This window comes from Psychrobacter sp. DM4 (assembly GCF_051307035.1).
In the GTDB taxonomy this organism is placed as follows: domain Bacteria; phylum Pseudomonadota; class Gammaproteobacteria; order Pseudomonadales; family Moraxellaceae; genus Psychrobacter.
In genome coordinates this window covers 1,888,814-1,915,056 of sequence record NZ_CP195536.1, presented here as the reverse complement: position 1 = coordinate 1,915,056, position 26,243 = coordinate 1,888,814, and the positions used below count along the sequence as shown (strand labels likewise).

The 26,243-nt window shown below is 44.6% G+C and carries 22 protein-coding genes; 11 read left to right on the top strand and 11 right to left on the bottom strand.

Annotated elements, in window-relative coordinates; all coding sequences use genetic code 11:
- Positions 1–4 precede the first annotated feature (4 nt).
- From ACR64G_RS08080 to ACR64G_RS08050, 7 genes are all read right to left on the bottom strand, one after another.
- The gene (locus ACR64G_RS08080) at positions 5–874 is read right to left on the bottom strand and encodes a hypothetical protein (protein WP_435978793.1); all 870 of its coding nucleotides are present in this window, start codon (positions 872–874) and stop codon (positions 5–7) included.
- A 263-nt stretch (positions 875–1,137) separates the two neighbouring features.
- Complete coding sequence (gene greA / locus ACR64G_RS08075) at positions 1,138–1,614, bottom strand: transcription elongation factor GreA (protein ID WP_435978792.1); 477 nt, start codon at positions 1,612–1,614, stop codon at positions 1,138–1,140.
- A gap of 296 nt (positions 1,615–1,910) precedes the next feature.
- Positions 1,911–5,165: a carbamoyl-phosphate synthase large subunit gene (gene carB, locus ACR64G_RS08070; protein WP_435978791.1), complete on the bottom strand. Its 3,255-nt coding sequence runs from the start codon at positions 5,163–5,165 to the stop codon at positions 1,911–1,913.
- The gene (locus ACR64G_RS08065) at positions 5,166–5,591 is read right to left on the bottom strand and encodes a type II toxin-antitoxin system VapC family toxin (RefSeq protein ID WP_435978790.1); all 426 of its coding nucleotides are present in this window, start codon (positions 5,589–5,591) and stop codon (positions 5,166–5,168) included. It abuts the gene before it with no gap.
- Positions 5,584–6,732, bottom strand: coding sequence for an AAA family ATPase (locus ACR64G_RS08060; protein WP_435978789.1), 1,149 nt, complete (start codon positions 6,730–6,732; stop codon positions 5,584–5,586). The genes ACR64G_RS08065 and ACR64G_RS08060 overlap by 8 nt, the downstream gene beginning before the upstream one ends.
- Positions 6,732–7,970, bottom strand: a complete 1,239-nt coding sequence (gene carA / locus ACR64G_RS08055; RefSeq protein WP_435980687.1) for a glutamine-hydrolyzing carbamoyl-phosphate synthase small subunit — start codon at positions 7,968–7,970, stop codon at positions 6,732–6,734. Before carA ends, ACR64G_RS08060 begins: the two co-directional genes overlap by 1 nt.
- A 369-nt stretch (positions 7,971–8,339) precedes the next feature.
- The gene (locus ACR64G_RS08050; protein ID WP_435978788.1) at positions 8,340–9,014 is read right to left on the bottom strand and encodes a phosphatase PAP2 family protein; all 675 of its coding nucleotides are present in this window, start codon (positions 9,012–9,014) and stop codon (positions 8,340–8,342) included.
- Positions 9,015–9,124: 110 nt separating this feature from the next.
- On the opposite strand from ACR64G_RS08050, the gene ACR64G_RS08045 reads away from it, so the two are divergent.
- Entirely contained in the window at positions 9,125–9,661 is a 537-nt protein-coding gene (locus ACR64G_RS08045; protein ID WP_435980686.1) for a gamma carbonic anhydrase family protein, read from the top strand.
- A gap of 55 nt (positions 9,662–9,716) precedes the next feature.
- Here ACR64G_RS08045 and ACR64G_RS08040 read toward each other — a convergent pair whose 3' ends face one another.
- Positions 9,717–10,163 carry a hypothetical protein gene (locus ACR64G_RS08040; protein ID WP_435978787.1) on the bottom strand — a complete coding sequence of 149 codons (447 nt, stop codon included), beginning with the start codon at positions 10,161–10,163 and terminating at the stop codon, positions 9,717–9,719.
- A 160-nt stretch (positions 10,164–10,323) separates the two neighbouring features.
- Here ACR64G_RS08040 and ACR64G_RS08035 point away from each other — a divergent pair, with 160 nt between their 5' ends.
- From ACR64G_RS08035 to ACR64G_RS08025, 3 genes are all read left to right on the top strand, one after another.
- Positions 10,324–11,022 carry an HAD family hydrolase gene (locus ACR64G_RS08035; RefSeq protein ID WP_435978786.1) on the top strand — a complete coding sequence of 233 codons (699 nt, stop codon included), beginning with the start codon at positions 10,324–10,326 and terminating at the stop codon, positions 11,020–11,022.
- Positions 11,023–11,192: 170 nt separating this feature from the next.
- Positions 11,193–12,288 (top strand): peptide chain release factor 2 gene (prfB, locus tag ACR64G_RS08030; protein WP_435978785.1). Its coding sequence is split into 2 segments (ribosomal slippage): positions 11,193–11,264 and positions 11,266–12,288, totalling 1,095 coding nucleotides; the frame shifts between segments, so codons are not numbered across the junction.
- A 147-nt stretch (positions 12,289–12,435) separates the two neighbouring features.
- The gene (locus tag ACR64G_RS08025; RefSeq protein WP_435978784.1) at positions 12,436–12,720 is read left to right on the top strand and encodes a pyrimidine/purine nucleoside phosphorylase; all 285 of its coding nucleotides are present in this window, start codon (positions 12,436–12,438) and stop codon (positions 12,718–12,720) included.
- A 110-nt stretch (positions 12,721–12,830) separates the two neighbouring features.
- Here the strand turns inward: ACR64G_RS08025 and ACR64G_RS08020 are convergent, their stop codons facing one another.
- Positions 12,831–13,286, bottom strand: coding sequence for an N-acetyltransferase family protein (locus ACR64G_RS08020; RefSeq protein ID WP_435978783.1), 456 nt, complete (start codon positions 13,284–13,286; stop codon positions 12,831–12,833).
- A 181-nt stretch (positions 13,287–13,467) separates the two neighbouring features.
- Here ACR64G_RS08020 and ACR64G_RS08015 point away from each other — a divergent pair, with 181 nt between their 5' ends.
- The 7 genes from ACR64G_RS08015 to ACR64G_RS07985 all read left to right on the top strand — a co-directional run bounded on the left by ACR64G_RS08015 (position 13,468) and on the right by ACR64G_RS07985 (position 24,439).
- Positions 13,468–14,637: a DNA topoisomerase IB gene (locus ACR64G_RS08015; protein ID WP_435978782.1), complete on the top strand. Its 1,170-nt coding sequence runs from the start codon at positions 13,468–13,470 to the stop codon at positions 14,635–14,637.
- A gap of 275 nt (positions 14,638–14,912) precedes the next feature.
- On the top strand, positions 14,913–15,698 hold the full coding sequence (locus tag ACR64G_RS08010; RefSeq protein ID WP_435978781.1) for an SDR family NAD(P)-dependent oxidoreductase: 786 nt from the start codon (positions 14,913–14,915) through the stop codon (positions 15,696–15,698).
- Positions 15,699–15,828: 130 nt separating this feature from the next.
- Positions 15,829–16,434 (top strand): L,D-transpeptidase family protein, encoded by a 606-nt coding sequence (locus tag ACR64G_RS08005; RefSeq protein ID WP_435978780.1) that lies wholly within the window; start codon positions 15,829–15,831, stop codon positions 16,432–16,434.
- Between the two features lie 315 nt (positions 16,435–16,749).
- Positions 16,750–19,347 (top strand): ATP-dependent chaperone ClpB, encoded by a 2,598-nt coding sequence (gene clpB / locus ACR64G_RS08000; RefSeq protein WP_435978779.1) that lies wholly within the window; start codon positions 16,750–16,752, stop codon positions 19,345–19,347.
- 145 nt (positions 19,348–19,492) lie between these two features.
- On the top strand, positions 19,493–20,731 hold the full coding sequence (locus ACR64G_RS07995; protein WP_435978778.1) for a PQQ-dependent sugar dehydrogenase: 1,239 nt from the start codon (positions 19,493–19,495) through the stop codon (positions 20,729–20,731).
- 200 nt (positions 20,732–20,931) lie between these two features.
- Complete coding sequence (locus tag ACR64G_RS07990; protein ID WP_435978777.1) at positions 20,932–22,581, top strand: BCCT family transporter; 1,650 nt, start codon at positions 20,932–20,934, stop codon at positions 22,579–22,581.
- A 205-nt stretch (positions 22,582–22,786) separates the two neighbouring features.
- Positions 22,787–24,439, top strand: coding sequence for a BCCT family transporter (locus tag ACR64G_RS07985; RefSeq protein ID WP_435978776.1), 1,653 nt, complete (start codon positions 22,787–22,789; stop codon positions 24,437–24,439).
- Positions 24,440–24,633: 194 nt separating this feature from the next.
- Here the strand turns inward: ACR64G_RS07985 and ACR64G_RS07980 are convergent, their stop codons facing one another.
- Together ACR64G_RS07980 and metK are read right to left on the bottom strand one after the other, a co-directional pair.
- Positions 24,634–25,023 carry a DUF3144 domain-containing protein gene (locus tag ACR64G_RS07980; protein WP_435978775.1) on the bottom strand — a complete coding sequence of 130 codons (390 nt, stop codon included), beginning with the start codon at positions 25,021–25,023 and terminating at the stop codon, positions 24,634–24,636.
- 28 nt (positions 25,024–25,051) lie between these two features.
- Complete coding sequence (metK, locus tag ACR64G_RS07975) at positions 25,052–26,218, bottom strand: methionine adenosyltransferase (protein WP_435978774.1); 1,167 nt, start codon at positions 26,216–26,218, stop codon at positions 25,052–25,054.
- Positions 26,219–26,243 lie beyond the last annotated feature (25 nt).

Genomic DNA, 26,243 nt, shown 5'->3' with positions numbered 1-26,243 from the left:
ATGCCTACTGTACAGTCGCTCGTATCACCACGGTTTGCGGTGCATTAGCATTCAAATCAACCAAGTTCCATTTAAGACCAGAATAGTTCTCTTGTACCACGACGCTATTGCCGACTTGCTGAATAGTCTGATAACTATTGCCACCAGTGGTCGCTAAGGTTGGTATTGGACTATTCAAAGAGACGACTTTGATACCGTTTGGCAGAGTGACCGTCGCATTTAGATCATTGATGGGCTGCGCTAAGGTGCTGGTATAAGTAGTATGATATTCGATGACGTCGCCTGGATTGATACGATTGGCAGGTACAGCGATATCACGACCAGCGCTGTTCTTTAGAATCTTCATAATCTTGGTTTGAGATTTGACGTTATCAGGCGCACTAAAGACAGGGTTAAGTTTTAGTGTATCCAAAGAGGTAACCGCAACCGTTTGATTGGTCATTATGGGCGTAGATGCAACTTGATTATTTACGATAACGGCGGGGTTAGTGATAGGTAGCGTATTGGTTACCGTAGCCACAGGTGTCGTTATGACGCCGACTTGAGTGACTTGATTGCTGACAGGTATGGTATTAAGCGGTAGGGTATTTACAGGTAACGTTGTGACCGCTCTGCTAGCCGGCACGCTGCCTTGATAGACACTATAGCGCGGTGCGTTTGATATTTGAGTAACCGCGTAGGGCATGCCTTCTCGCATCGAGATGCTGCTAGGCGTCGAGGTGATGACAGCTGATTGCCCGTTAGAGTATTGCTCAACGATAGTGGTACTACCAGTCATTGATTGGTTGATGGTAACTTCAGGTGCGGCGCTCACTTGTGATGTAAATGCTAAACCAGTCGCTGTGAGCAAAGTCACTAAGGATACTCTTCTCATATTTGTTCTATTGTTATCAGTGCGCCTTGCTAATATCAAATCTATAGTCATCGTAAAGTCCTTTTTATAAGTAAAATCCGAAAACACAAAAGCCTTGTCAAATGACGCTATCATTGATGCCAAATAACAAGGGTATCAGTATAAGTAAGCCCAGATTTAAGCATAGCTCATGCTATTAACTACGGCAAGTATGCGTTAAAACCTGTTTAAGACAGTAGCGTTTTTATGTAAGGGGTTACTGATACATTCCAGCGCTATAGGTTCTAGTGATAAATGACTTTCATCACTTCATATTCAACCACGCCTTTTGGCGTCTCAATTCGCGCCTCATCCCCTTCAGACTTGCCAATTAGGCCACGCGCGATAGGCGAATTGACAGATATTTTACCCGCTTTAAAGTCCGCCTCATCGTCGCCGACGATCTGGTAACGCTTTTCTTCTTCGGTATCCATGTTCTCAATGACCACAGTCACACCAAACACTACGCGGCCTTCTTGCTTTAAGGTCGATATGTCTATTACTTGTGCGCCGCCAAGTTTGGCTTCGATGTCGCGAATACGTGCCTCACAAAAACCTTGTTGTTCACGTGCGGCATGATATTCAGCGTTTTCTTTTAGATCGCCATGTTCGCGCGCTTCAGCGATAGAAGCTGTGATACGAGGACGATCGACAGTTTTTAGCTGCTTAAGCTCGCTTTCTAAAGCGGCATGTCCTTCTGGAGTCATAGGGTAGCGTTGCATGATTTTTTCCTTTAACCAATACCATCACACCACCTCGTTATGAGATGGTGCTAGTAGGGTTTTAAACTAGTAATAAGGGAGGGCGTCAATGTTATATTAGCAAAAGAGACGTACTAAAAAGCATAGTCGCAATCCTGCCACTATGCTTTTTTGAACTGTGATTTTTGAACCAAGCTCTATCAAAAGGTAATAATAAGCCAACAAATATTGTCATTGTCTCTAATCTACTGAATTTATCAAACCAAGTCAATAGAGTAAATTTATCACGCCTAATAAACCAAACTTAGTAAATCAAGCTAAGCGATAGGCTTAGCCTGCGCATGCAAGTCTTGTAGCTTATAAACATCGAAGGGCAAGTCAATGGCATAAGATTTACAGACCGCATCGGCCGCGCCTAAAGTGGTCACATAAAACACCTTGCCTTGCAAAGCACTGCGACGAATAGAGAACGAATCTTCTTGTGCTTGCTTGCCTTCAGTCGTATTAATAATAAGGTCGATTTTACCGTTTTTCAAGGCATCGACGATATGCGGGCGACCCTCTGTGACTTTATTGATTTGCTGACAGTCGATACCGGCATCTGCGAGCACCTTTTGCGTGCCAGTGGTCGCCACGATATCAAAGCCGTAATCAATAAGCTGGCGGGCAATAGGCGCGATTTGCGTTTTGTCGCTATCGCGTACGGAGATAAAGACCGTTTTGCTTTCGCCATCAGTTGGCAGACCAGGCAAGCGCTCATTACTACCGATGACCGCTTTATAAAAAGCCTCGCCAAAGGTTTTGCCGATACCCATGACTTCACCCGTTGATTTCATCTCAGGACTCAAGATTGGGTCAACGCCTGGGAACTTGGCAAAGGGAAATACGGACTCTTTTACGGCAAAGAAAGACGGTACAATCTCAGTCATAAACCCCTGATCTTTGAGTGACGTGCCCGCCATACAGCGCGCTGCAATCTGCGCAAGCGAAGTACCGATACACTTGGAGACAAAAGGTACGGTACGCGCGGCCCGTGGATTGACTTCTAATATATAAACCGTTTCACCTTTGACTGCGAACTGAACGTTCATAAGTCCAATAACGCCAAGCTCTTTTGCCATGGCAATGGTTTGCTCGCGCATGACATCACACAGCTCATCTGATAGCGAGTAAGGCGGCAATGAACATGCTGAATCGCCAGAGTGCACGCCCGCCTGTTCGATATGCTGCATGATGCCGCCGATGACCACATCGGTGCCATCACTAACGCAATCAACATCGACTTCTATAGCATCATCCAAGAAGCGATCAAGCAGCACAGGCGCCTCATTTGAGGCTTGTACGGCGGTACGCAAGTAATGTCTGAGCTCATCTTCGTTGTAGACGATTTCCATCGCGCGTCCACCTAAGACGTATGATGGGCGTACCACTAGCGGGTAGCCGACGTCTTTGGCTTTGACCAAACCGTCCTCGAGACTCGTCGCGAGCGCATTTGAAGGTTGGACAAGGTTAAGCTGATGAATCATGTGCTGGAAGCGTTCACGATCTTCGGCGCGGTCAATAGCATCAGGGCTCGTACCGATGATATTAACGCCCGCTGACTCTAAAGCGCGGGCAAGCTTCAATGGGGTTTGACCACCGAACTGGACAATGACGCCGTCAGGCTGTTCAATACGGACGATTTCAAGCACGTCTTCTAACGTAATTGGTTCAAAGTAGAGACGATCTGAGGTATCATAATCGGTTGAGACCGTTTCAGGGTTACAGTTGACCATAATAGTCTCATAACCATCCGCGCGCATGGCAAGAGCGGCGTGCACGCAGCAATAATCAAACTCAATACCTTGACCAATACGGTTCGGACCGCCGCCGATGACCATGATTTTCTTGTTGTCAGTCGGATTGGCTTCGCACTCGCTATCGTAGCTTGAGTACATATAAGCGGTGCTGGTCGCAAACTCAGCAGCAGCGGTATCAACGCGTTTATAAACGGGATAAATATTTAAATCCCAACGTTTTTTGCGTAGCTGTTTTTGTGACACGCCAAGCAGCTTTGCCAAACGTAGATCTGATAAACCTTTACGCTTAAATCCACGCAGATTGGTCTCATTTAAACCACCAAAACCGAGAGCGCGCACTTGGGTTTCAGTCTTGATGATATCTTCGATCTGTACCAAGAACCAAGGGTCGATGTTGGTGAGCTTAAAGACCTCATTAACGCTCATACCGATACGAAAGGCGTCGCCGATATAAAAAATACGCTCAGGGGTTGGGATGGTCAAACGATTGGTGATCTCGCTACGAGCTTTGTCTGTGCTAACCTTGGATAAGTCGATTTGCTCATCAAAACCATCTGCACCCGTCTCAAGACCGCGCAATGCTTTTTGCATAGACTCTTGGAAGTTACGACCAATCGCCATAACTTCACCGACCGATTTCATCTGCGTCGATAGGATATTGTCCGCTTGCGGGAACTTTTCAAAGTTAAAACGCGGTATTTTGGTGACAACATAATCGAGGGTAGGCTCAAAGCTCGCAGGCGTTGCACCGCCAGTAATATCGTTTTGGAGTTCATCAAGCGTATAGCCGATCGCAAGCTTGGCGGCGATACGAGCAATAGGAAAACCTGTTGCTTTTGATGCCAATGCTGATGAGCGAGATACGCGCGGGTTCATCTCGATGACGACCATACGACCGGTCTTTGGATTGATACCGAACTGCACGTTTGAGCCACCCGTCTCAACGCCAATTTCGCGTAGTACCGCGAGGGACGCGTTACGCATGATTTGATATTCTTTATCCGTTAGGGTTTGTGCTGGGGCAACGGTGATTGAATCACCCGTATGCACGCCCATCGGATCAAAGTTCTCAATGGTACAGACGATGATACAGTTGTCGTTTTTATCACGGACGACTTCAGTCTCGTACTCTTTCCAACCGATTAAAGACTCATCAATGAGCAATTGATGGGTTGGCGATAAATCAAAACCGCGCTCACAAATCTCAATGAACTCATCACGGTTATATGCGATACCGCCGCCTGAGCCGCCCATCGTAAAGGACGGGCGTATGATACACGGATAGCCCATCTTTTCTTGGGTGGCAAAAGCCTGCTCCATGGTCTCAGCAATCTCAGCACGCGGGCATTCAAGTCCGATACGCTTCATGGCTTTATCAAATAGATCACGATCTTCTGCCATCTCAATCGAATCTTTAGTTGCGCCAATCAGCTCACAGCCATACTTCTCTAGCACGCCATGCTTATCTAAATCCAGCGCACAGTTAAGTGCGGTCTGTCCGCCCATCGTTGGCAAGATGGCATCAGGACGCTCGACATTGATAATCTGTTCAACTGTTTGCCAAGTAATCGGCTCGATATAAGTGGCATCTGCCATATCAGGGTCAGTCATGATGGTGGCTGGGTTTGAGTTGACCAAGATAACGCGGTAGCCTTCTTCGCGAAGGGCTTTACAGGCTTGTGCGCCTGAGTAGTCAAACTCGCACGCTTGACCGATAACGATGGGGCCGGCGCCAATGATAAGAATGCTTTTTATGTCGGTACGTTTTGGCATTTAAATTTGTCCTTCAATAATAGGTTTGGCGAGGTTTGCAATTTTACTCAAATCGTTATCTTGACTCATCCATTCTAGATTGCGTATTTCAGCGACTACATAGTGGAAAACATCAAAACTACGTTTGTCTAACTTTTGATTATTTACAAGAGCTAAGCGATAGATATCAGAAGCTCTATTGCCTTCTACGTCAGTAATCTCAAATTCTTCAAAATCGTTCAATATCTCAACCATTTGCTCAGTTGGCACGCGGCGGACGCCGCGTAGTACTTCGTAACGTATTAGCGGTGTAATAGCGATTTTTACAGTATCGTCTAATAGTAAAGCTTCAACAATCTGTTTAGACTGAATGTGCTTTGTATTTTCCGAGTCATGATCAAAAGCGCCAATGAGTAAATTAGCATCTAGCAGAATATATCTACTCACCAGTGTCACCTGCTGGGTCTCTAAGCAATTTTAACAAGCGATTTTTTGCTACATCTTGACTACCGTCTTCCATAGACTCCCTTTTAAGCTCATTTAGGTCAATACCAAAAGCATCGCGTAAGACATTGGCTAAGATACGCTTATTAGGTGAGTCAATTACACTAGAGCGCACTATGTTGTCATTATCACGTTTAAGTAGATAAGCCTCACCTTCACTAAGTTGTGATAACACTAAGGGGGAATGAGTCGCGATATAAAAGGTAGTGTTTGGAAACAGCTCTTTTAGCGTTGGTATGATTCTAGTCTGCCATTCTACGTGCAAATGACTTTCTATTTCATCTATAAGTACGACACCTTTAACATTAAGTAAGTCTTGTTCATTAGTAAACGCAGAGTAGGCAGAGACAATGGCTTGGATAATTTTAACTACTGAGATAAAGCCTGAGCTTAAATTGTTTAGTTCGGTTTCTTGTCCTTCGATAGTCAGATAAACATTATCGTCACCATCTACATTGAGAGCTTTACCAATGCGATTGTCTAAAGTGTTTAAAGCGCCAAGAACCGTATCGATATCAACTTGTCGATTGTCGTCAGACTTTTGATAAGGGTTGACAGATTGAGCACGCTCGATGAACCAATGATGAATGTCTTGATTCATCCCTAATCTATCTAAATTGCCATTAACAATAGCTAACTCAAAAAGTTCGGAATGGGTGTCTCTGCGTGACTCAGAACTTCCCATAGGTTTATTTCGATGGTTACTATTTTTTTCAGATGAACCTCTTTGTTTTGCTCCTATGTAAGCAACTGAGTCGTAATTTTTAACCTCGACTTGATTAAATATGTTAGGAAGATAAATTTTACTTTCGCTTAGTAAAGCGTTCTTCACATTTATACATAAATTATTTGAACATATTGATTGAAAAATACTATCTGATATTTTTAACGTATGACCTTTGGGTATAAAATTTTTATTCTGCGCTAGCAAAAAGTAAAGTAGAGCCTCTAGCGTCTTAGTCTTACCAATACCATTACTACCAAAGAACACAAAGACCCGTTTGCTATCATCGAGTGATAATTCAACGTCGCCGACGCCTTTTAGGTCTTTAATTTTCCACTTTTGGGTAAGTTGATTCGCCATTAGCTATTCGCCTTATTTTTCTCCATCATCCCAGCAAACTTAGCAAATAGCTCAGCAGCATCATGCGGGCCAGGGCTCGCTTCAGGGTGTCCTTGGAAGCTAAAGACGGGCTTATTAGTCAGCTCAATGCCTTGATTGGTACCATCAAATAATGAGCGATGTGTTGATTTAACATTGTCAGGTAGCGTATCTTCATCGACCGCAAAACCATGATTCTGACTAGTAATCATCACGACACTAGTCGCTAAATCTTGCACAGGATGATTCGCGCCATGATGACCCGTTTTCATCTTCATAGTCTTAGCACCACTGGCAAGTCCAATCAGCTGATGACCTAAGCAAATACCAAAAGTCGGAATGTCCGTCTCTTCGATGATATGGCGAACATTATCAATAGCATAATCACTAGCGGCCGGGTCGCCAGGGCCATTCGATAAAAATATACCATCTGGATTCATCGCGAGCACGTCTTTAATTGGCGTCTGCGCAGGAACGACGGTCACACGAGCACCGATATCGACGAGCATGCGTAATATATTGGTCTTAGTACCAAAGTCATAAGCAACCACATTATACTTGTGCTCGATATGTGTGCCCAGCTGCTTATAGAACCCGCCCGTACCGCTGTCATGGCTACCAGTAGCGTCACGGTTGAGTAGCGTATCTGATAACTCCCACGTGCCCGCCGTCCACTCAAAGCCTTCTGGATGACTGGCTTCTTTAGCTAGATCCATGCCTTTTAGACCCGCAAAATCTTTTGCCAATTGAATGGCTTGCTGTACATCAGCGTCACTAATAGTCTCGCCATTAGAGGCAGTCATAAGACATCCATTCTGCGCGCCTTGCTCTCGTAATAGACGCGTTAGTTGACGGGTATCAATCTCAGCGATAGCAACCGTGTCATGACGCTCTAGGTAGTCGCTCAGAGATTCAGTATTGCGAAAGTTTGAAGTGACCATTGTCGCATCGCGAATAATGAGTCCCTCTGCCCATATTTGCTGTTTGAAATCAATATTGCCCGATTCACTGTCCTCATCATTGGTGCCCGTATTGCCGATATGCGGGTAGGTGAGGGTAACCAGTTGGCGCGCGTAGCTTGGGTCTGTGAGGATCTCTTGATAGCCTGTCATCGCCGTGTTAAAGACCACTTCACCGACACGGTGACCTTGGCTGCCTATGCTGACACCGCGAAATACCGTACCGTCTGCTAGTGCCAAAATTGCTTGTATCTGGGTCAATGATTTCAAGGATTGCCTCCGCTATTAGTGATAAGTGCCGTCAAGTTTTATTTGGATAAAAGGGCTGCTCTTACTCTTGTAGACCTTTAGAATCATCATTTAAATTTTATAATGATTACTTGATAAAAAGGCTGCGAGCAAAAATTTCCCACAAAAAAGCGAGAAGACATCATAGATGGAATTTACAACACTCACAAAATAGTGAAGAAGTAACTCGCATCATGTCCACTCGCTTAGGCATAGATTTTGCGCATTATACTAGAGTTTTGTGATTAGGGCTAGCATTGTCCTCGTCAATATATACTCAGACTATACGCTCAATAATAATGTGTTCTTCCGTTTAATATAAGTAATAGCGCTTTATTTTTGTTATTTAAAGTGATAGTGAACGCTCAAACCATAATAGTCAGAAGATAAAGAGGGTGCGATGACGAGTTGATCGCTATAATAGCTTTTTGTCAGATACATGCTACTGGCAATGCCAAGTGCGGCGCCTGCTACCACATCAGCGACATCATGTTTATCTGATTTCAATCGGCTATATCCGACAAACCCTGCACCAACATAAGCGGGAATACTAGATTCAAACCCGTAGCGCTTATGGATGAAGCTGGCACCTTGAAAGGCCACGGAAGTATGCGCGGAGGGATAAGACTCATCATCACTATTGTCTGGTCTATCTTTGTTGACTACTGACTTTAGAGTTAGAGTAGTGACTGCTGTCGTACCAAAGGAGCGATAAAATTGCTGACGCCCCTCTTTATCATCCTTATAATACGTACTACCATAGGCTATCAGCGGTATGCCAACAGCGATGATATCTCCTGCTTGCTCAAGGCTTGAATGACTCGCGGCTTGAGCTGGCGCGGTAGCTATGATGTTGCTTAACATAAATATGCTTGCGGTTAAAATGCCTGCGGCTAAACGGTTGATTATCGAATGACTATCAGTTAAGCGATCAACAGTTGAATGACTGGGCAACATAGTTTCAGTCGTTAAAGTGCCTAGTAATAAAGAAAGGGGTGCGTGCTTGTTAGCGCTCATTGCTTGGTTCCTCAACATAGCACTTTGCTATAAATTTCAAAATGGTATTATAAAGAGGATATAAATTCTTACAACTACTATTACGCTCAAAATTAAACTAAGGATGGATGATGATTTATCAATATTTGGACAAAAAACCTGAATTTGCTAGCCCCTTCAATGGCTGGGTTGCTGATACGGCGCGGGTCATTGGTGATGTATATTTAGGTCATCAAGCCAGCGTCTGGTTTGGCGCGGTCATTCGCGGGGATAATGAGCGTATTCATATCGGTGATTACAGTAATGTGCAAGAAAATAGTGTCATTCATACTGACGCAGGTATTGAGGTCAAAATCGGTAATCATGTCACCATCGGGCATTTAGCGATGCTACATGGCTGTGAGGTCGATGATAATAGTTTGATCGGTATTGGCGCTGTGATATTAAATAATGTAAAAATTGGCAAAAACTGTATTATCGGTGCCAAGGCATTGGTCACTGAGGGCAAAGTGATTCCAGATAACTCTCTGGTGATGGGCGCGCCTGCCAAAGTGGTCAAGACTTTAAGCGATGAGCAAGCCGCTATGCTAAAGCTGTCCGCCATGCATTACGCCGATCGCTGCCAAAAATTCAAAACAGGTCTAGTCGAGATTGAGCAACCAGAATAAGTGGTAAACAGTCTAAATACTTACTCTTATTTAACAGAGCTATTTGTAGACAAGCTTATGCGATAATCATCATAACGAGCCAAATAACGGCAAAGATAATAATGCCAAAGATAACACCGCGAAAGACATCGTGGCGTATTGAGTAGTCATCAATATAAGGAGTGGTATCGCTCGTATGCAAGGCACCAACACTATCAGCGCCCGAGCTTTTGCCGACGACAAAACCGATTACGATACCCAGCAAGCATAGTGCAGGCGTGAATAGCCAAAATATATCACCGCTACCAACACCCAGTACTGAACGAATAATAACGACTGCCAAATCGATAATTAAGCCACCAAATCCATAAAGTAGACCGTTTAGTAGCGCATACACGAGGCGCTCAGTCACAGACTGATAGTCCTCACCCCTTTGACGACGTCTGATTTCTTTTGTCGAGCGCGCAGGTCGATGAGGTTTATCGAGTATACTGGGCGTAGGCTTACGATTAGGTGGTTTCATAATACAGTCAGACTATTAATAGGTCATTATACTTTATAGATTGCACTTTGTAGTAGTACAGGCTTGATGGTAAGCTAGCACAATTTTGCAGCTTAGGTCGTAAATTTAGCTACTATTTGCATTTTCCCTCTACCCCTTTTGTTATTCTTGAGATTTTAATATGAACCTCTCATCTTCAACCGATTTACGTACGCTCGCGCTGTTTGATCTTGACCACACTTTACTCGATGTCGATAGCGATTATTTATGGGGAGAGTACATCGTCAAACATGGCCTCGTTGACGAAGCTCAGTATCGTACCGCCAATCAAAAGTTCTACAATGACTATATTGAAGGCACACTTGACGCGACTGAATATAACGAATTCGTCGCCCAGTTCTTAAGTAGCCTACCAATGCAGCGTTTGCATGAATTGCGCGAAGACTATATTAAGTCAGAGATTGAGCCGCATATCAGACCAAAAGCGATGGAGGTGTTATGTCATCACATTGAGCAGGGTCATGATGTGGTGATTATCTCAGCCACCAATGATTTTGTGGTGTCTGCTATCGCCAAGCGTTTTGGGATAGAGGATGCTAATGTGTTGTCAACGCCACTTGAGATCATTGACGAGCGCTATACTGGCAAACTTGCTGACAAGCCTAACTTTAAAGCAGGTAAGATTTATCATCTGGATAAATGGATTGACAAAAAGCAGCTAAACGGCGTCACCTTTGACAAAACCTATGCTTATTCGGACTCAAAGAACGATATTCCCTTACTTGAGTGGGCTGATGTCGCTATTTGTGTCTCGCCAGATGAGGCCTTACACGCTCATGCGTTAGCACATCGCTGGGCAGTTGAAGACTGGAGTATATAGCTTGGGTCAAAAGTTGTGACTTGAACGTAAGCTGGGTTTCAAGCCAAGCCTTTAAATGTACAAAGTCTCGAAGCTGGGTTAAAACCCTAGTCTACAACAATTGGCCAGTTTATTGAAGGTTGGACGATTTTACTGCCTACAAACTATCATTGTAAAAATTAGGAAAGCTAATGGAAATTAATCCGTATCAAGAACAAATCAAAGATTTATCAGAGCGCGGACAGGACTTACGGAGGTATCTTTGACTTCGATGGCAAGCAAGAGCGGCTAGAAGAAGTCAATTTAGAAATGGAGAGTCCTGAGCTCTGGAACGATCCAGAACGCGCGACCAAAATTAGTAAAGAAAAAAGCCATTTAGATGGGGTCATTGATGTCGTCGTCTCGCTTGAAACAACGCTAGAAGATGCCTCAGCGATGCTTGAGTTGGCGGTAGAAGAGGACGAGGAATCATTATTAAAAGACGTGCAAGCGGAACTAGATAATGCCGAAAAGCGCGTGGCAGATTTGGAGTTTCGTCGGATGTTCAGCGGTGAGATGGATCCAAATAATTGCTATCTAGATATTCAGTCGGGCAGTGGCGGTACTGAAGCGCAAGATTGGGCAGAGATGCTATTACGCATGTACACCCGCTGGGCTGAGGCGCATGGCTTCAAAGTTGAAGAGATTGAAGTGTCATCCGGTAGCGTCGCGGGTATCAAGTCTGCGACTATCGAGATTAAAGGCGACTACGCTTTTGGTTGGCTGCGTACTGAGATTGGGGTGCATCGTCTCGTGCGTAAATCACCATTCGATAGCAATAATGGTCGCCATACGTCGTTTGCGGCCGTTTTTGTCTCCCCTGAGATCGATGATGACATCGAGATCGATATCAATCCTGCTGATCTACGTATCGATACCTATCGCTCATCAGGTGCGGGTGGTCAGCACGTCAACACCACTGATTCTGCGGTGCGTATTACTCATGAGCCAAGTGGCGTCGTTGTCACCTGTCAAAACGAGCGTAGTCAGCATGGTAACAAGGCAACGGCAATGAAGATGCTGCGCGCCAAGCTTTATGAGCTTGAGATGCAAAAACGCATGGAGTCTCAGCAAGCCGTCGAGGATGGCAAGTCCGATGTCGGTTGGGGCAGTCAAATCCGCTCGTATGTCCTTGATGATTCCCGTATCAAAGACTTGCGTACGGGCGTTGAGACGTTTAACACAGGCGCGGTACTCGATGGTGACTTAGATCAGTTTATCGAAGCTAGTCTCAAAGCTGGATTGTAATTTTTTTCTAAAACATTTTGATAAAATGAGAAGTTTTTCGTAGGCCAGCTTAGAGCTTTGCTAATGTTAAATGTTAGGCTAAAGCACCAGCCTACAATCAATGGTTAAATTTTAATCTTTTAATAAAACTTAAATTTAAGGAAATCTATGCCAAGCGTAAATAATTATTTTGATGATAAAGTCACTTCTATCGCTTTTCAAACGGCGACCAAACCAGCTACTGTCGGTGTTATGGAAATAGGTGAGTACGAGTTCGGAACGAGCGAGTTTGAAACGATGAGCGTCATTAGTGGTGCGCTAACGGTTAAGCTGCCAGAGAGTGACGAGTGGCAAACCTTTAGTGCTGGTGAGCAATTCACTGTTGACGCGAATAAGAAGTTTCAGGTCAAAGTAGCAGTAGAAACCGCCTACTTATGTGTCTACGGTAAGTAACGTTTTTTAGACTGTAGTAGTATTAGAATAATCAACGCCAAGGGTTTAACGCTTGGCGTTTTTTATGAGGAGTTTTTAAGAGAAATTTATCAAAATAAAGGGAATTAAACTCATAAATTTTTACGGTATTGCACCATATCCGTTTTGATTGCTAGCTGATCATAGAGTAAACGAGATGCCGTATTACCTTCTTGCGTTGTCCAATAGACACGATTACAGTCTTTTGTACGGGCAAAACTATACACTTCTTCAATTAGTGCTCGTCCAACACCTTGTCCACGCACTCCTTTATCTACATACAAATCATGCAAGTAACAAGATTCAGTTTCGCTCCACGTAGTAGGATGTACCATAACATGAACAATACCTAATAGCTGATCGTCTATCCATGCCCCAAACCCATGAATAGGTACTTCATTATCGTGTAGTTTTTGCCATGTATTTTCTGTTATATGCGCTGACAAAGCAGTCTCATAAAAGGTCAGGTAGTTCTGCCACAACCTCAACCAACTAGCATAATTGCCCTTAGTTAATGGTTTAATTTGAATGGAACAATTCTTAGTCATTTCAGCTTTGCTCACGAAGCGTAGGGGTTAGTAATCATACTCAAAAATATTAGTTTTGACGATGAATTTTTTACACAGCATTACACTTTGGCTATGGCAAATAAACAGCGCTGGTTTAAATAATTAATTATGCTAAAGCTCTCATTCATAATATATCTCTTATCCTATAAAGGCGCATCACATGGCAAAAACGACTGAGCAAGCAATAGACGATCTGCGTCATGATTATGAACGTTTAGCACAGCGTGCCAAGTTGCGTTATGTCAGCGATGATGAGCCTGGGTTCACCCGAGTGCGCTGGGGTCGCGGCTTTACTTACCGCAACGCAAAAGGCGAGACGATCAAAGACAAAGCCTTGCGCCAGCGTTTCGATGAGTTGGTCATTCCGCCGATGTGGTCTGAGGTGTGGATATGCCAAGACGATAAAGGCCATTTGCAATCGACAGGACGCGATCTCAAGGCGCGTAAGCAATATCTATATCATCCTGCATGGAACAACGTTCGTGATGAAGCCAAGTTTGATGCCATGATAGGTTTTGGCGAGGCACTACCCGCATTACGTGCGCAAGTAGAAATCGATTTGGAGGCTGAGTCGCTATCTCGTACTAATGTACTTGCCGCTGTAGTCAAATTACTTGAGACGACGCTGATTCGGATTGGTAATAGCCGCTATGCCAAGCTCAATAAGAGTTATGGGCTTAGTACCTTACGTAGCAAGCATTTGAGTGAGACTGATGAGGGTCTGGCTTTTGACTTCGTCGGTAAAAGTGCTAAAGAGCATCACATCGAGCTTCAAGATGAGCGCTTGATAGAAATCGTGCAAGCATGTTCTGAGCTGCCAGGGTATCAGATATTTAAATATTTAGATAAAAATGGCGATAAGCAAGAGGTCGATAGTGGTGATATTAACGACTATCTGCGTGAACATCTAGGTGGTGACACCTCTAGTAGAGACAACAGCACGGACGACAGCAGTACTGATAAGCGCTATAGTGCCAAAGACTTCCGCACGTGGATGGCAAGTGTGCTGGCGGCAAGCTTTTTATATGATGAGTTACAAAGTAAAGCGGGCGATGACATTTTGGCGAGTGTTCCTGATAGTAAAGAGCGTCAGGTTTTAGTGACCCAAATGGTAAAAGATGTAGCTGATGAGCTTGGGAATACGCCTTCTGTCTGCCGCGCATCCTACATTCATCCGCGTATTATCGAGCAGTTTTTGGCAGGGCAGTTCTACGAGCCGTACAAGCAAGCACGCCGTGGTCGCAGCAAAAATCAGCAAAGCCAAGATGAGAAGGCTTTGCTGAATTTTTTAAAAGCTTCTAATCCAAATAGCCTATCCTTAGCTATATAAAAATGATACGTTACGTATTGAAATAAAGTTATAAATGCGTTATAAATAGACAAACGTCAAACAGACCATCCTATAATTATAAAAGATTCAATATATAGGGCGTGTTTAATATTCGATCATGTTACTGACAGAGACTATTTTTTAGGAGATTCTAAGTTGCCTAGAGTCATTTTGATCGCTTTAAGCATTTGTTTTTAATGATTAAGCGGCAAAATAGATTCTCGTTTTTATAGGAAACATTCAAAGAAGATAGTAATAATAAATAAGGGAATACCATGCAAGTTAAAGACAATAGTTTTTTAGTCACAGGCGGCGCTTCAGGACTAGGTGAGTCAGTCGTTCGTGCGATTGTGGCTCAAGGCGGTAATGTCGTTATCGCTGATCTCAATGAATCAGCAGGACAAGACTTAGTAAATGAATTGGGGGACAGAGCGCTTTTTGCCCGTTGTGACGTGACTAGCAGCGATGAAGTGCAAGCGGCTGTTAGTCTGGCAGAAGAGGCATTCGGTGGGTTACAAGGCTCTATCAACTGCGCAGGTATTGCTGTCGTGCAAAAGCTGCTTGATCGTGATAATAATCCCGCCGATCTTGAACAGTTCACTCGCGGGGTCACTATCAACCAAGTCGGCTCATTTAATGTTGCACGCCTAGTGGCCTCTAGTATTGCTAAGCGCATGGCGGCTAACGCTAGCCCTGACAATGAGCAGAACACGGATAACGGCATTATCATCAATACGGCCTCTATCGCCGCTTTTGACGGTCAAGTAGGGCAAGCAAGCTACGCCTCATCGAAGGCGGGCGTCGTTGGTATGATGTTGCCACTGGCCCGTGAGCTGACCCGTCACGGTATTCGAGTGATGACGATTGCGCCGGGGGTATTTGCGACGCCTATGATGAACGCTATTCCTGAAAAGGCGCGCGAGCAATTAGAGGCAGCTGTGCCTTATCCTAAGCGTTTGGGAGCTCCTGATGAGTTCGCCAAGCTCGTTGTTCATATTATTGATAATGCTTATCTCAATGGCGAAGTAATCCGTTTAGATGGCGCGATTCGTATGGTGTAAATCGTTTAAAGTTGATTTTTTAGAAAGGTATAAAGCTTTATTCATTTAACCTTCATTGTTTTTACATACAGAAATCTTATGTTATTTGCTATATTTATAAGCGTTTATTCTTAAATAAAGTAGATTCTTTATGTCTCTCTCTACTAATAACATCAGCCAGCCAAGCAAGAGCAAGCATCCTAAGATTAGGATGCTTGCTCTTTTTGCTATCGGTCTGGTCGCTGTGGGTATCATCGGTCTGGTTCGCTATGACAAAACGCCTTTTCGCGCCCAAGGATCTTATGCCAGCACGATTGCCATTCCAAATACGGTGACGATTGACAAAGTCTTTGTGGATAAGTCTGAGCGCACCATGCAACTGCTAGACGGTGATAGGGTTGTCAAATCCTACCATATTGCATTGGGTGAGAATCCTATCGGTCACAAGCAGCAAGAGGGGGATGAGCGCACGCCAGTTGGTACTTATACCCTCGACTACAAGAACGAGAATTCCATCGCTTATCGCTCTATTCATATCAGCTACCCCAATGACGCTGATAAAGCGCGCGCCGAAGCTCTTGGAGTCAGTGCAGGCGGTGACATTATGATTCACGGACAGATGAATGGACTAGGCGATCTGGCTTGGTACAATCAGCAGCGCAATTGGACGGATGGCTGTATCGCAGTCACCAACGATGAGATGGATGAAATCATGAATCTCATTACCCTTGGAACACCAATTGAAATTATAGAATAAATTTTATTTCTCTAAGTTAATTATCAATAGCAAAAATCCACATCTTCCTCTCATTGTTTTTCTTGAAATAAATCTATCCTATACCTATTAATAGCATAAGCTTGATATCATCATTTGTAGTAGGGTTTTAATTAAAGCCATATATCATCTGCTTTGACCCTCATACCACAAAGTCATTATTTATTATTGACAAGTAATAATTGGGAGTTGAAATCATCTTCTTTATACCTTATATAGATAGCAACCAAAGGTTAGCAGCGTCATTACAAGATTATAAGCGTCGCGGCCAACCATTTATTATTAGAGGAATACGTTATGAGATTCGAAAAATTTACGCAAAAGCTGCAAACCGCTATACAAGAGGCGCAGAGCCTAGCGTTAGGTCATGACCACACGGGCATCGATCCGGTGCATCTTCTTGCTGTCTTATTACAAGATGAGTCGAACTTATCCATCTGTCAGCAGGCAGGCGCATCTATTCCTGCGCTCAAGAACGGCGTTGCCAAAGCGCTGGATAGTCAAGCGACGATTAGTGATCCTACAGGGGACGTCAACCTAAACCCAAGCTCGGTCAAGATCTTAAATTTGGCAGATCGTCAAGCCCAAAAAGAGGGCGATGATTTTATCGCGACCGAATGGGTCATGCTGGCACTCGCTGAGCAGGGCGAAACCAAAAAGATTTTTGAGGGCGCAGGCGTTACGGCAGCTAAACTAAAAGCGGTGATAGAGCAATTGCGCGGTGATGAGACGGTGAACAATCAAAACGCCGAAGACCAGCGTGATGCCCTCAATAAATACACGATTAATTTAACGGAACAAGCCGAGCTGGGTAAGCTTGATCCGGTCATTGGACGGGACGAAGAGATTCGCCGTACCATTCAAGTGCTCTCACGCCGTACCAAAAATAACCCTGTACTGATCGGTGAGCCGGGTGTCGGTAAAACCGCTATCGTTGAGGGATTGGCACAAAAGATCATTAAGGGTGATGTCCCAGAAGGACTTCGCCGTAAAGAAGTGCTGTCATTAGACTTAGGTGCGCTAATAGCAGGTGCTAAGTTTCGCGGTGAGTTCGAAGAGCGTCTCAAAGCGGTGCTTAGCGATTTGGCTAAGGCTGAGGGTAACGTTATCCTGTTCATTGACGAGCTACATACGATGGTCGGTGCAGGTAAATCTGAGGGCGCAATGGACGCAGGTAACATGCTAAAACCTGCTCTCGCTCGCGGTGAGCTGCACTGCGTGGGCGCAACCACATTGGATGAATACCGTAAATACATCGAAAAAGACGCCGCGCTTGAGCGTCGTTTTCAAAAGGTACTGGTCGATGAGCCAACCGTAGAAGATACCATTGCGATTCTACGTGGCCTCAAAAATCGTTATGAGCTTCATCATAATGTTGTCATTCAAGACAGCGCCATTATAGCGGCGGCGCGCATGAGTCATCGCTATATTACTGATCGCAAACTGCCTGATAAAGCCATTGATTTAATTGATGAGGCCGCCAGTCGTCTACGTATGGAGATGGATAGCAAGCCTGAAGCGCTGGGCAAGCTCGATAGCCGCTTGATTCAACTTAAAATGCAACGTGAAGTGCTCAAAAATGAAGAAGATGTGGGCGCACAAGCAGAGCGCAAAGTGCTCGATGGTCAAATAGACGAGCTAGAAAGAGACCTTGCCGATCTTACTGAAATCTGGCAAGCAGAAAAGGCTCTCGTTGAAGGTAGCAAACAACATAAAGAAAACTTAGATAGAGCACGTATTCAGCTAGAAAAAGCCACACGTGATGGTGATTATGCAGAGATGTCTCGATTGCAATATGGCGTCATACCGGAACTCGAAAAACAAATAGCTGAGATTGACCTTGCTGAGCAAACAGAACAGATCGGCGAGCCTGCGGGCGTCAAACTGCTGCGTAACAAAGTCACGGATAATGAGATCGCAGAAGTGGTTGCGGCTGCAACAGGTATCCCTGTGAGCAAAATGCTGCAAGGCGAGCGCGACAAGATGATCGCGATGGAAGACAAACTTCATGAACGCGTTATCGGTCAAGACGAAGCGGTCGAAGCCGTTGCTAATGCGGTGCGCCGCAGTCGCGCAGGTTTATCTGATCCCAATCGTCCCTCAGGGTCTTTTCTTTTCTTAGGGCCTACGGGTGTCGGTAAGACTGAGCTGACTAAGTCGCTTGCCAACTTCTTATTCGATAGTGAAGACGCTATCGTGCGTATCGATATGAGTGAGTATATGGAGAAGCACAGCGTGAGTCGCTTGGTGGGCGCGCCTCCAGGATATGTCGGCTACGAGGAAGGCGGTACGCTGACCGAAGCGGTACGCCGTAAGCCCTATAGCGTCATCTTGTTTGATGAGGTTGAAAAAGCGCACCCTGATGTGTTTAATATCTTGTTGCAAGTATTGGATGATGGGCGTTTGACAGATTCGCAAGGCCGCGTTGTTGATTTCAAGAACACGGTTATCATTATGACTAGTAACTTGGGCTCGCATAAGATTCAAGAAATGGTTGGTGAGAGTTACGAGGATATCAAAGCGGAGGTTATGGATTCGGTCGGGCAACATTTCCGTCCAGAGTTCGTCAACCGTATTGATGAAATCGTCGTGTTCCATCCGCTAGGTATGTCGCAGATGGCAGGTATTGCTGAGATTCAGATTGATCGTTTGCGTCATCGTTTGCATGAGCGCGAGCTGGACATCGAGCTGTCACACGATGCGATGAATAAGCTGGTCGCAGTCGGTTACGATCCGGTATATGGGGCACGTCCACTCAAACGCGCCATTCAGCAAGAGATCGAAAACCCACTGTCGATGAAGCTGCTAGCAGGTGACTTTGTCGCAGGTGACATCATCAAAGTTGAGTTGGACGCTGATGACAAACTAATCTTTGGGAAGTTGCGAGTCAGTTAGTCTTTAACATGTACCAATATTTGCATAATTCCCTTATCTACAGATGTAGGTAAGGGTTTTTTTGTAGAAAACATAATTTGTACCCGAATAGTGCTCTTGCTTGCTATATTAGAAACAAGACTATGTGTATAAAAGGATGTTTATAATGAAGAATAAATATATCAGTGCGCCACTCTCTTTGCCTGTAATGATAGCCGCGTTAATGTTGAGCACTGCTGCTTGCTCCGAACCGACAGCAGTCGATACTGATAATACTAAGCAAAGCAATTCGGCGACTGCCACCCAAACTGATAAAGCTATGAATACAGATGAGCCTGAGTTTACAACCAAAGCAGTGGCTACCTTTAGCGAGCCGTGGGCGATGACTACACTACCCAAAACAGCTGATGGTTCGCTTAAATTACTGGTCACGCAAAAATCAGGGGAGCTGTTTGTGGTCGATACGCAGACGGGTACCAAGACGAAAGTGACAGGTGTGCCAGAGGTGGCTTATGGCGGGCAAGGCGGGTTAGGAGATGTTATTTTATCGCCTGATTTTGCGACGAGTAATACTATATATCTAAGTCACGCCGAAGCCGGCAGCGGCGCTGACAGTAATAAATATGGTGCAAAGGTTATCAAAGCTACGCTGACTGATTTGGATACGGGCAAGCCAAGTCTGAAAAATATCAGTACCATCTGGCAGCAAAATAAAAAAATCGATGGGCAAGGGCACTATAGTCATAGATTGCTGTTCTCGCCTGATGGACGCTATCTGTATATCAGCTCAGGCGATCGTCAAGAAAAAGAACCTGCGCAAGACATGAGTCTCAATTTAGGTAAAATCATTCGATTATATCCAGATGGTACTATACCTGATGATAATCCTTATATTAGTAATAACGATATTAGCGCCCAATTTTGGAGTACCGGTCATCGCAACGTACTTGGCATGGCGTTTGATGAGTCAGGTAGATTGTGGGCTAATGAGATGGGACCTCGTGGCGGTGATGAGTATAATTTGATCACCAAGGGTAATAACTACGGCTGGCCTGTAGTCTCTAACGGACGTAATTACTCAGGCATAGATATACCTGATCACGACACCCGTCCTGAGTTTGAGCCACCCAAAGTCTCTTGGACACCCGTTATCTCACCCTCTTCACTGAGTATCTATACCTCAGGTAGTCAAAACGACTTTCCAGCGTGGCAAGGCGACGCCCTAATGAGTGGTCTATCGTCTCAAGCGCTTATCGTAGTCGATATGGATGCGGCAGGTAATGCTAATGAGCGTTATCGCTATGACATGGGCGCAAGGATTCGTAATGTATTGACCGTAGAGGGTCAGGTTTGGCTGCTTGAAGATGGCGATGAGGCAAGGCTACTACAGCTACTGCCTCAATAAATAAACGCTATTGTACCGGATGTCTTTGCTCCTACCTTTTAAGAGGTAGGAGCTTCGCTAATATTGAAACAACGTTTTTAACTGTTGAGGTTTGAGTTTGTTTCTATTCGATAAGCACTTGTAAGTGCTTGGTTTACATTTGATAGTTGTGCGTTATCTTGTTAAGGTAAACCTCCTAAAATTTTAAGGTTATCTAGCACATGGATCATGTCAAAGTTGAAAGGCTCGGCCCTTTTCCTAGAGTCAACAAGCCTGTCTTTATTATTTCAAGTATATTGATTGTTGGATTTATCATTTTTGGTGTGTTCTTTACTGAAGCTGCAGGCGCACTTTTTAGTTTCTTACAAAGCTTTATCACCACAAACTTTGGCTGGTTCTTCATATTATTGATGAATATGGCACTGGTCTTCTGTATTTACCTGATAGCGAGTCGCTATGGTGATATACGTTTGGGTAATCAAACAGAGCGTCCACAGTATAGCTTGGTATCTTGGATTGGGATGCTGTTCTCAGCAGGTATCGGTATCGGCCTAGTCTATTGGGGTACCGCCGAGCCTTTGTATCACTACATGGCACCGCCACTAGGTGAGCCTGAGACGATAGAGGCGGCTAAACAGGCGATGAATATCTCGTTCTTGCATTGGGGACTCCATGCATGGGCGATCTATACTATCGTGGCATTATCATTAGCTTATTTTCACTTTAGACGTGGGTTACCGCTCTCTATCCGATCGACCTTGTATCCTATACTTGGTCAAAGAATCTACGGAGGTTGGGGTCATACAGTCGATATCTTAGCTGTATTTGGTACGATGTTTGGCGTGGTAACCTCCTTAGGTCTAGGGGTTATGCAGATCAACTCAGGCCTTGAGAGCTTATTTGGTATCCAAAACAGTCTTGGTGTGCAATTTGCAATCATTGCCTTTATTACTTTGCTTGCTTGTGGCTCTTTGATGCTAGGACTTGATAAAGGTATTAAGCGTTTAAGTGATATCAATATGGGTCTGACTGGCGTTTTGTTAGCCTTTATCGTCATTTTAGGTCCAACCCTGTTTATTTTTGATAGCTTCTTTGAAAATATCGGTAATTATTTAGCCGTTGTTATTCCCTTAAGCTTTTGGGGTGAGGCTTATAGTGGTACTGATTGGCAGAGTGGTTGGACGATATTTTATTGGGCATGGTGGGTAAGTTGGGCCCCATTCGTCGGTGTGTTTATCGCTCGTATTAGTCGCGGTCGTACGATTCGCGAGTTCACCCTTGGTGTATTACTGATACCGATGACTATCCTATTTTTCTGGTTCACAGCTTTTGGTGGCGTCGCTATTCATATGGAGCTACTTGCTGCCCTTGATCCTGCTCTAGTAAGCCCTGGACTAATAGAGGCAGTACAAGCAGATACAGGTAGCGCCATCTTTAAGTTGGTTGAGTATTATCCGTTAGCCAAACCGATCACCTTATTGATTGTCATTATGATTGTAATGTGGTTTGTAACGTCATCGGATTCTGCAAGCTTTGTCATTGATATGCTCACCGCAGGCGGCGATACCAATCCGCCAAAGATTCAGCGTCTGTTTTGGGCAACGATGGAAGGGTTTATTGCCGCAATTTTGCTCGCTGCAGGTGGCCTTGGTGCATTGCAAGCGGCGGCTATTGTAGCAGGACTACCCTTTGCTATCGTCATTTTTGTTATGATGTACGCTCTATGGCGTGGTCTTGGTCGAGATCGTTTGATCCTTTATCGTGCGCAGCAGCAGTATATTACTGATGAGTCCATTGATCACAATACGGCCAATGAGTTCGTTGATGAAGGTCTATTAACAGGTCCTCCCAAAATCGTCAAAGGTGATTAAGTCGTTATTTTGCTATCAATAGACCTCAGCTTATTTATAAGTTGGGGTCTGTTTTTTGGCATTGAATATTCAAGTTTGTTTAACAAAATAAACTTGAATGTTTCACTAGTACATTTAACAAAGCTAGCACTGCTAGGTTAGCGTTACATTTGATAATTGGCTCATACCTTGGTATGGTGACGCAATTTTAACTTTTGGAATACCTATGGATCACGTAAAAGTAGGCCGATTAGGGCCTTTTCCGCGGGTAAGTAAACCTGTATTTTTGACCTCAGCGATTTTGATTATCGTTTTTATCATCTTTGGTGCGTTGTTCAATGAACAAGCCGAAGTCATATTCAATGAAGCCAAAGCGTTTGTCTCTTTGCGTTTTGGTTGGTTCTTTATCGTCGTCGTCAATCTGGCGCTACTGATGAGCGTGTACCTGATCTTTAGTCGCTATGGCGATATAAGGCTTGGCCATCAAACAGAGAAACCTGAATACAACCTGGTATCTTGGATAGGTATGCTATTTTCAGCAGGTATTGGTATCGGGTTACTGTATTGGGGAACTGCTGAGCCGTTATATCATTACATGGCACCGCCTTTAGGTACTCCTGAAACTGTGGAAGCGGCTAAGCTTGCAATGAATATCTCATTCTTGCATTATGGTTTTCACGTTTGGGCTATTTACGGTATCGTGGCATTAGCGCTGGCGTATTTTCACTACCGCGTGGGCTTGCCTCTAGCGATTCGCTCAACGCTTTATCCACTAATCGGTAAAAAAATATACGGTCCTATGGGTCATACGGTTGATACGCTTGCCGTATTCGGTACCATGTTTGGAGTCGTGACGACGCTAGGCCTTGGCGTATTACAGATCAACTCTGGCCTCGATACCTTGTTTGGTATCCCAAATAACATTACCACGCAGATTATCTTGATTGCTGTGATTACTATGTTTGCGGGTATGTCACTGTTTTTAGGACTAGATAAAGGGATTAAGCGTTTAAGTGATATCAATATATTCTTGACTATCGTACTGCTTAGCTTTGTGATTATCTTAGGGCCTACGCAGTTTATTCTAAATAGCTTTGTCGAAAATATCGGTAACTATTTGCACCAAGCGATTCCGTTAGGATTATGGACTGAGTCGTATGAGGGCGAAGAGAACTGGCAGTCATACTGGACGATATTTTACTGGGCATGGTGGATCAGCTGGTCACCATTCGTTGGTGTATTCGTTGCCCGTATCTCGCGCGGCCGTACTATTCGTGAGTTTATCTTAGGTGTGTTATTGATACCTGTGACCATTTTATTTATATGGTTCACCGCTTTTGGCGGCGCGGCGGTCAATATGGAGCTAATGGCTGCAGCTGATCCTGCAATCATGAGCCCAGGTTTGGTCGATGCGGTAAAAGCGGATAGCGGTAGTGCGATCTTTGCGCTCATGGAATTTTATCCTATGACCGAAGCGGTATCGTTTTTGATTATTGTGATGATCGTACTTTGGTTTGTCACCTCATCAGATTCTGCTAGTTTTGTCATTGATATGCTGACGTCAGGCGGCGATACCAATCCACCAAAAATCCAGCGATTGTTTTGGGCAGGTACAGAAGGCGTTATCGCAGCAGTGTTATTAGCAGCTGGTGGTCTAGGCGCGCTACAAGCGGCCTCCATCGTATCAGGCTTTCCTTTTGCTATCGTCATTTTGATTATGATGTACTCCTTACTACGTGGCCTCAGCCGTGATAGATTGATTCTCTATCGCAATCAGCAGTGGTATATCACCGAAGAATCCGCTGAGCACAATTCAGCAAATGAATTTGCAGATGAAGCGCTGTTAAAGGGTCCGCCTGTTCTTGGAAAAGATATCTAAAAATGACGCCCAATAGTTTTATTTAACCCTATACCCAGCTTGTCATGAGCTGGGTATGGGTATTTTTATGGGTATTGTTGATTATTTTCATCTGAAATTTGCGAATAAGTATGATTTATCGACGGTAGACCAAGCAAAAAAATAGCCTATCTTAATGATAGGCTATTTGTGTTGATACTTTTAGTGTGAGTGCTTTATTCAACAGGCTTGTCATCTTGATTAAGCTGTACGTAGTTGTCGAAGTTTTGCGCATAGTCAGTTAAGTTATCGCTGAGCATTTGACGGTATTGTTTAACATAGAACTCGACGATATCGTCTTTTTCTTTGGCGAAGTCATCACCTTTGACAAAACCAATAGAGGCAACCGAAGCACTATAGCGCGCCGCGGCGTATAAAAGTGAGGCGCCCACTTGACCTGAGTGAGCCTCTGGACCCAACTGGCTGTTGGCAACGCCGATAAGGGCATCAGCGCGCTGATAAAAAGCTTGCATCTCGGGGGTAATCTCGATGGGAGCGTCAGGGTTATTGTTTTGCGTGCTCGCGTTATTGTCCTGATTTTGGTTTGAAATATTGTCTTGTGACATAGATGACTCCTAATAAATGTAGTATGAGTTACAGACCTGCATCTGCTCTTAAGATGTCAGCTTTGTCTGTTTTTTCCCAAGTAAAGGCGGTCTCAGAACCTGGGCGACCAAAATGCCCAAAGGTCGCGGTTTGCTGATACATAGGTTGAAGTAAATTAAGCATACGCGTAATACCATAAGGGCGCAGATCAAAATGGGTACGAATCAGGCGAATGATTTCGTCGTTACTGATCTTACTAGTGCCAAAGGTATTGACTGAGATAGAAGTAGGTTCTGCGACACCAATAGCATAACTGACCTGTACCTCACAGCGCTCAGCTAACCCTGCGGCGACGATGTTCTTGGCGACGTAACGCACCGCATAAGCGGCGCTACGATCGACTTTTGAGGGATCTTTACCACTGAACGCACCGCCGCCGTGACGCGCCATGCCGCCATAGGTATCGACGATAATTTTGCGACCTGTCAGTCCTGCGTCCCCAACAGGGCCACCTATGACGAACTTGCCCGTTGGATTGATATGATAGCGGGTTCCTGCGTGCAATAGCTCAGCGGGCAGGACTTGTTTGATAATAGAGTCCATGATGGCATCGAACAGATCATTCTGCGAGATACTTGGGTCATGCTGGGTTGAGAGTACCACCGCATCAATGGCAACCGGTCGACTGCCATCATATTTCAAAGTAACCTGTGCTTTGGCATCAGGACGTAGCCACGGCAGCTCACCTGAACGGCGTAGCTCTGACTGTCGTTGCATCAGGCGATGGGCGTATTCGATAGGTGCAGGCATCAGCACCTCAGTCTCGTTGCTGGCATAGCCAAACATAAGCCCTTGATCGCCAGCACCTTGCTCTTCAGGGTTACTGCGATCGACGCCTTGGGCAATTTCAGGGGATTGTTTGCCAATCATATTGATAACGGCGCAGGTCTCACCATCAAAACCCAAATCTGAATGATGATAGCCAATACCATTGACCGTATCACGGACGAGACGCTCGATATCGATATTGGCGGTAGTGGTAATCTCACCCGCTAATACGACCGCACCCGTTTTGACAAGGGTCTCGCAAGCGACGCGTGCTTGTAAGTCTTCACGCAGAATGGCATCAAGAATGGCATCTGATATTTGGTCAGCCATCTTGTCAGGATGCCCTTCGCTTACGGATTCTGAAGTAAATAAACTGTATTCACGCATAATAGGGTCGCTTAATGGTAAGGAC

Coding starts and splice junctions, on each gene's coding strand:
- ACR64G_RS07980 (WP_435978775.1), bottom strand. CDS start 25,023: ATGTCACAAGACAATATTTCAAACCAAAATCAGGACAATAACGCGAGC.
- metK (WP_435978774.1), bottom strand. CDS start 26,218: ATGCGTGAATACAGTTTATTTACTTCAGAATCCGTAAGCGAAGGGCAT.
- ACR64G_RS08045 (WP_435980686.1), top strand. CDS start 9,125: ATGATTTATCAATATTTGGACAAAAAACCTGAATTTGCTAGCCCCTTC.
- ACR64G_RS08015 (WP_435978782.1), top strand. CDS start 13,468: ATGGCAAAAACGACTGAGCAAGCAATAGACGATCTGCGTCATGATTAT.
- greA (WP_435978792.1), bottom strand. CDS start 1,614: ATGCAACGCTACCCTATGACTCCAGAAGGACATGCCGCTTTAGAAAGC.
- clpB (WP_435978779.1), top strand. CDS start 16,750: ATGAGATTCGAAAAATTTACGCAAAAGCTGCAAACCGCTATACAAGAG.
- ACR64G_RS08025 (WP_435978784.1), top strand. CDS start 12,436: ATGCCAAGCGTAAATAATTATTTTGATGATAAAGTCACTTCTATCGCT.
- carB (WP_435978791.1), bottom strand. CDS start 5,165: ATGCCAAAACGTACCGACATAAAAAGCATTCTTATCATTGGCGCCGGC.
- ACR64G_RS07995 (WP_435978778.1), top strand. CDS start 19,493: ATGAAGAATAAATATATCAGTGCGCCACTCTCTTTGCCTGTAATGATA.
- ACR64G_RS08005 (WP_435978780.1), top strand. CDS start 15,829: ATGTCTCTCTCTACTAATAACATCAGCCAGCCAAGCAAGAGCAAGCAT.
- ACR64G_RS07990 (WP_435978777.1), top strand. CDS start 20,932: ATGGATCATGTCAAAGTTGAAAGGCTCGGCCCTTTTCCTAGAGTCAAC.
- ACR64G_RS08080 (WP_435978793.1), bottom strand. CDS start 874: ATGAGAAGAGTATCCTTAGTGACTTTGCTCACAGCGACTGGTTTAGCA.
- ACR64G_RS08060 (WP_435978789.1), bottom strand. CDS start 6,732: ATGGCGAATCAACTTACCCAAAAGTGGAAAATTAAAGACCTAAAAGGC.
- ACR64G_RS08020 (WP_435978783.1), bottom strand. CDS start 13,286: ATGACTAAGAATTGTTCCATTCAAATTAAACCATTAACTAAGGGCAAT.
- ACR64G_RS08035 (WP_435978786.1), top strand. CDS start 10,324: ATGAACCTCTCATCTTCAACCGATTTACGTACGCTCGCGCTGTTTGAT.
- ACR64G_RS07985 (WP_435978776.1), top strand. CDS start 22,787: ATGGATCACGTAAAAGTAGGCCGATTAGGGCCTTTTCCGCGGGTAAGT.
- ACR64G_RS08010 (WP_435978781.1), top strand. CDS start 14,913: ATGCAAGTTAAAGACAATAGTTTTTTAGTCACAGGCGGCGCTTCAGGA.
- ACR64G_RS08050 (WP_435978788.1), bottom strand. CDS start 9,014: ATGAGCGCTAACAAGCACGCACCCCTTTCTTTATTACTAGGCACTTTA.
- ACR64G_RS08040 (WP_435978787.1), bottom strand. CDS start 10,163: ATGAAACCACCTAATCGTAAGCCTACGCCCAGTATACTCGATAAACCT.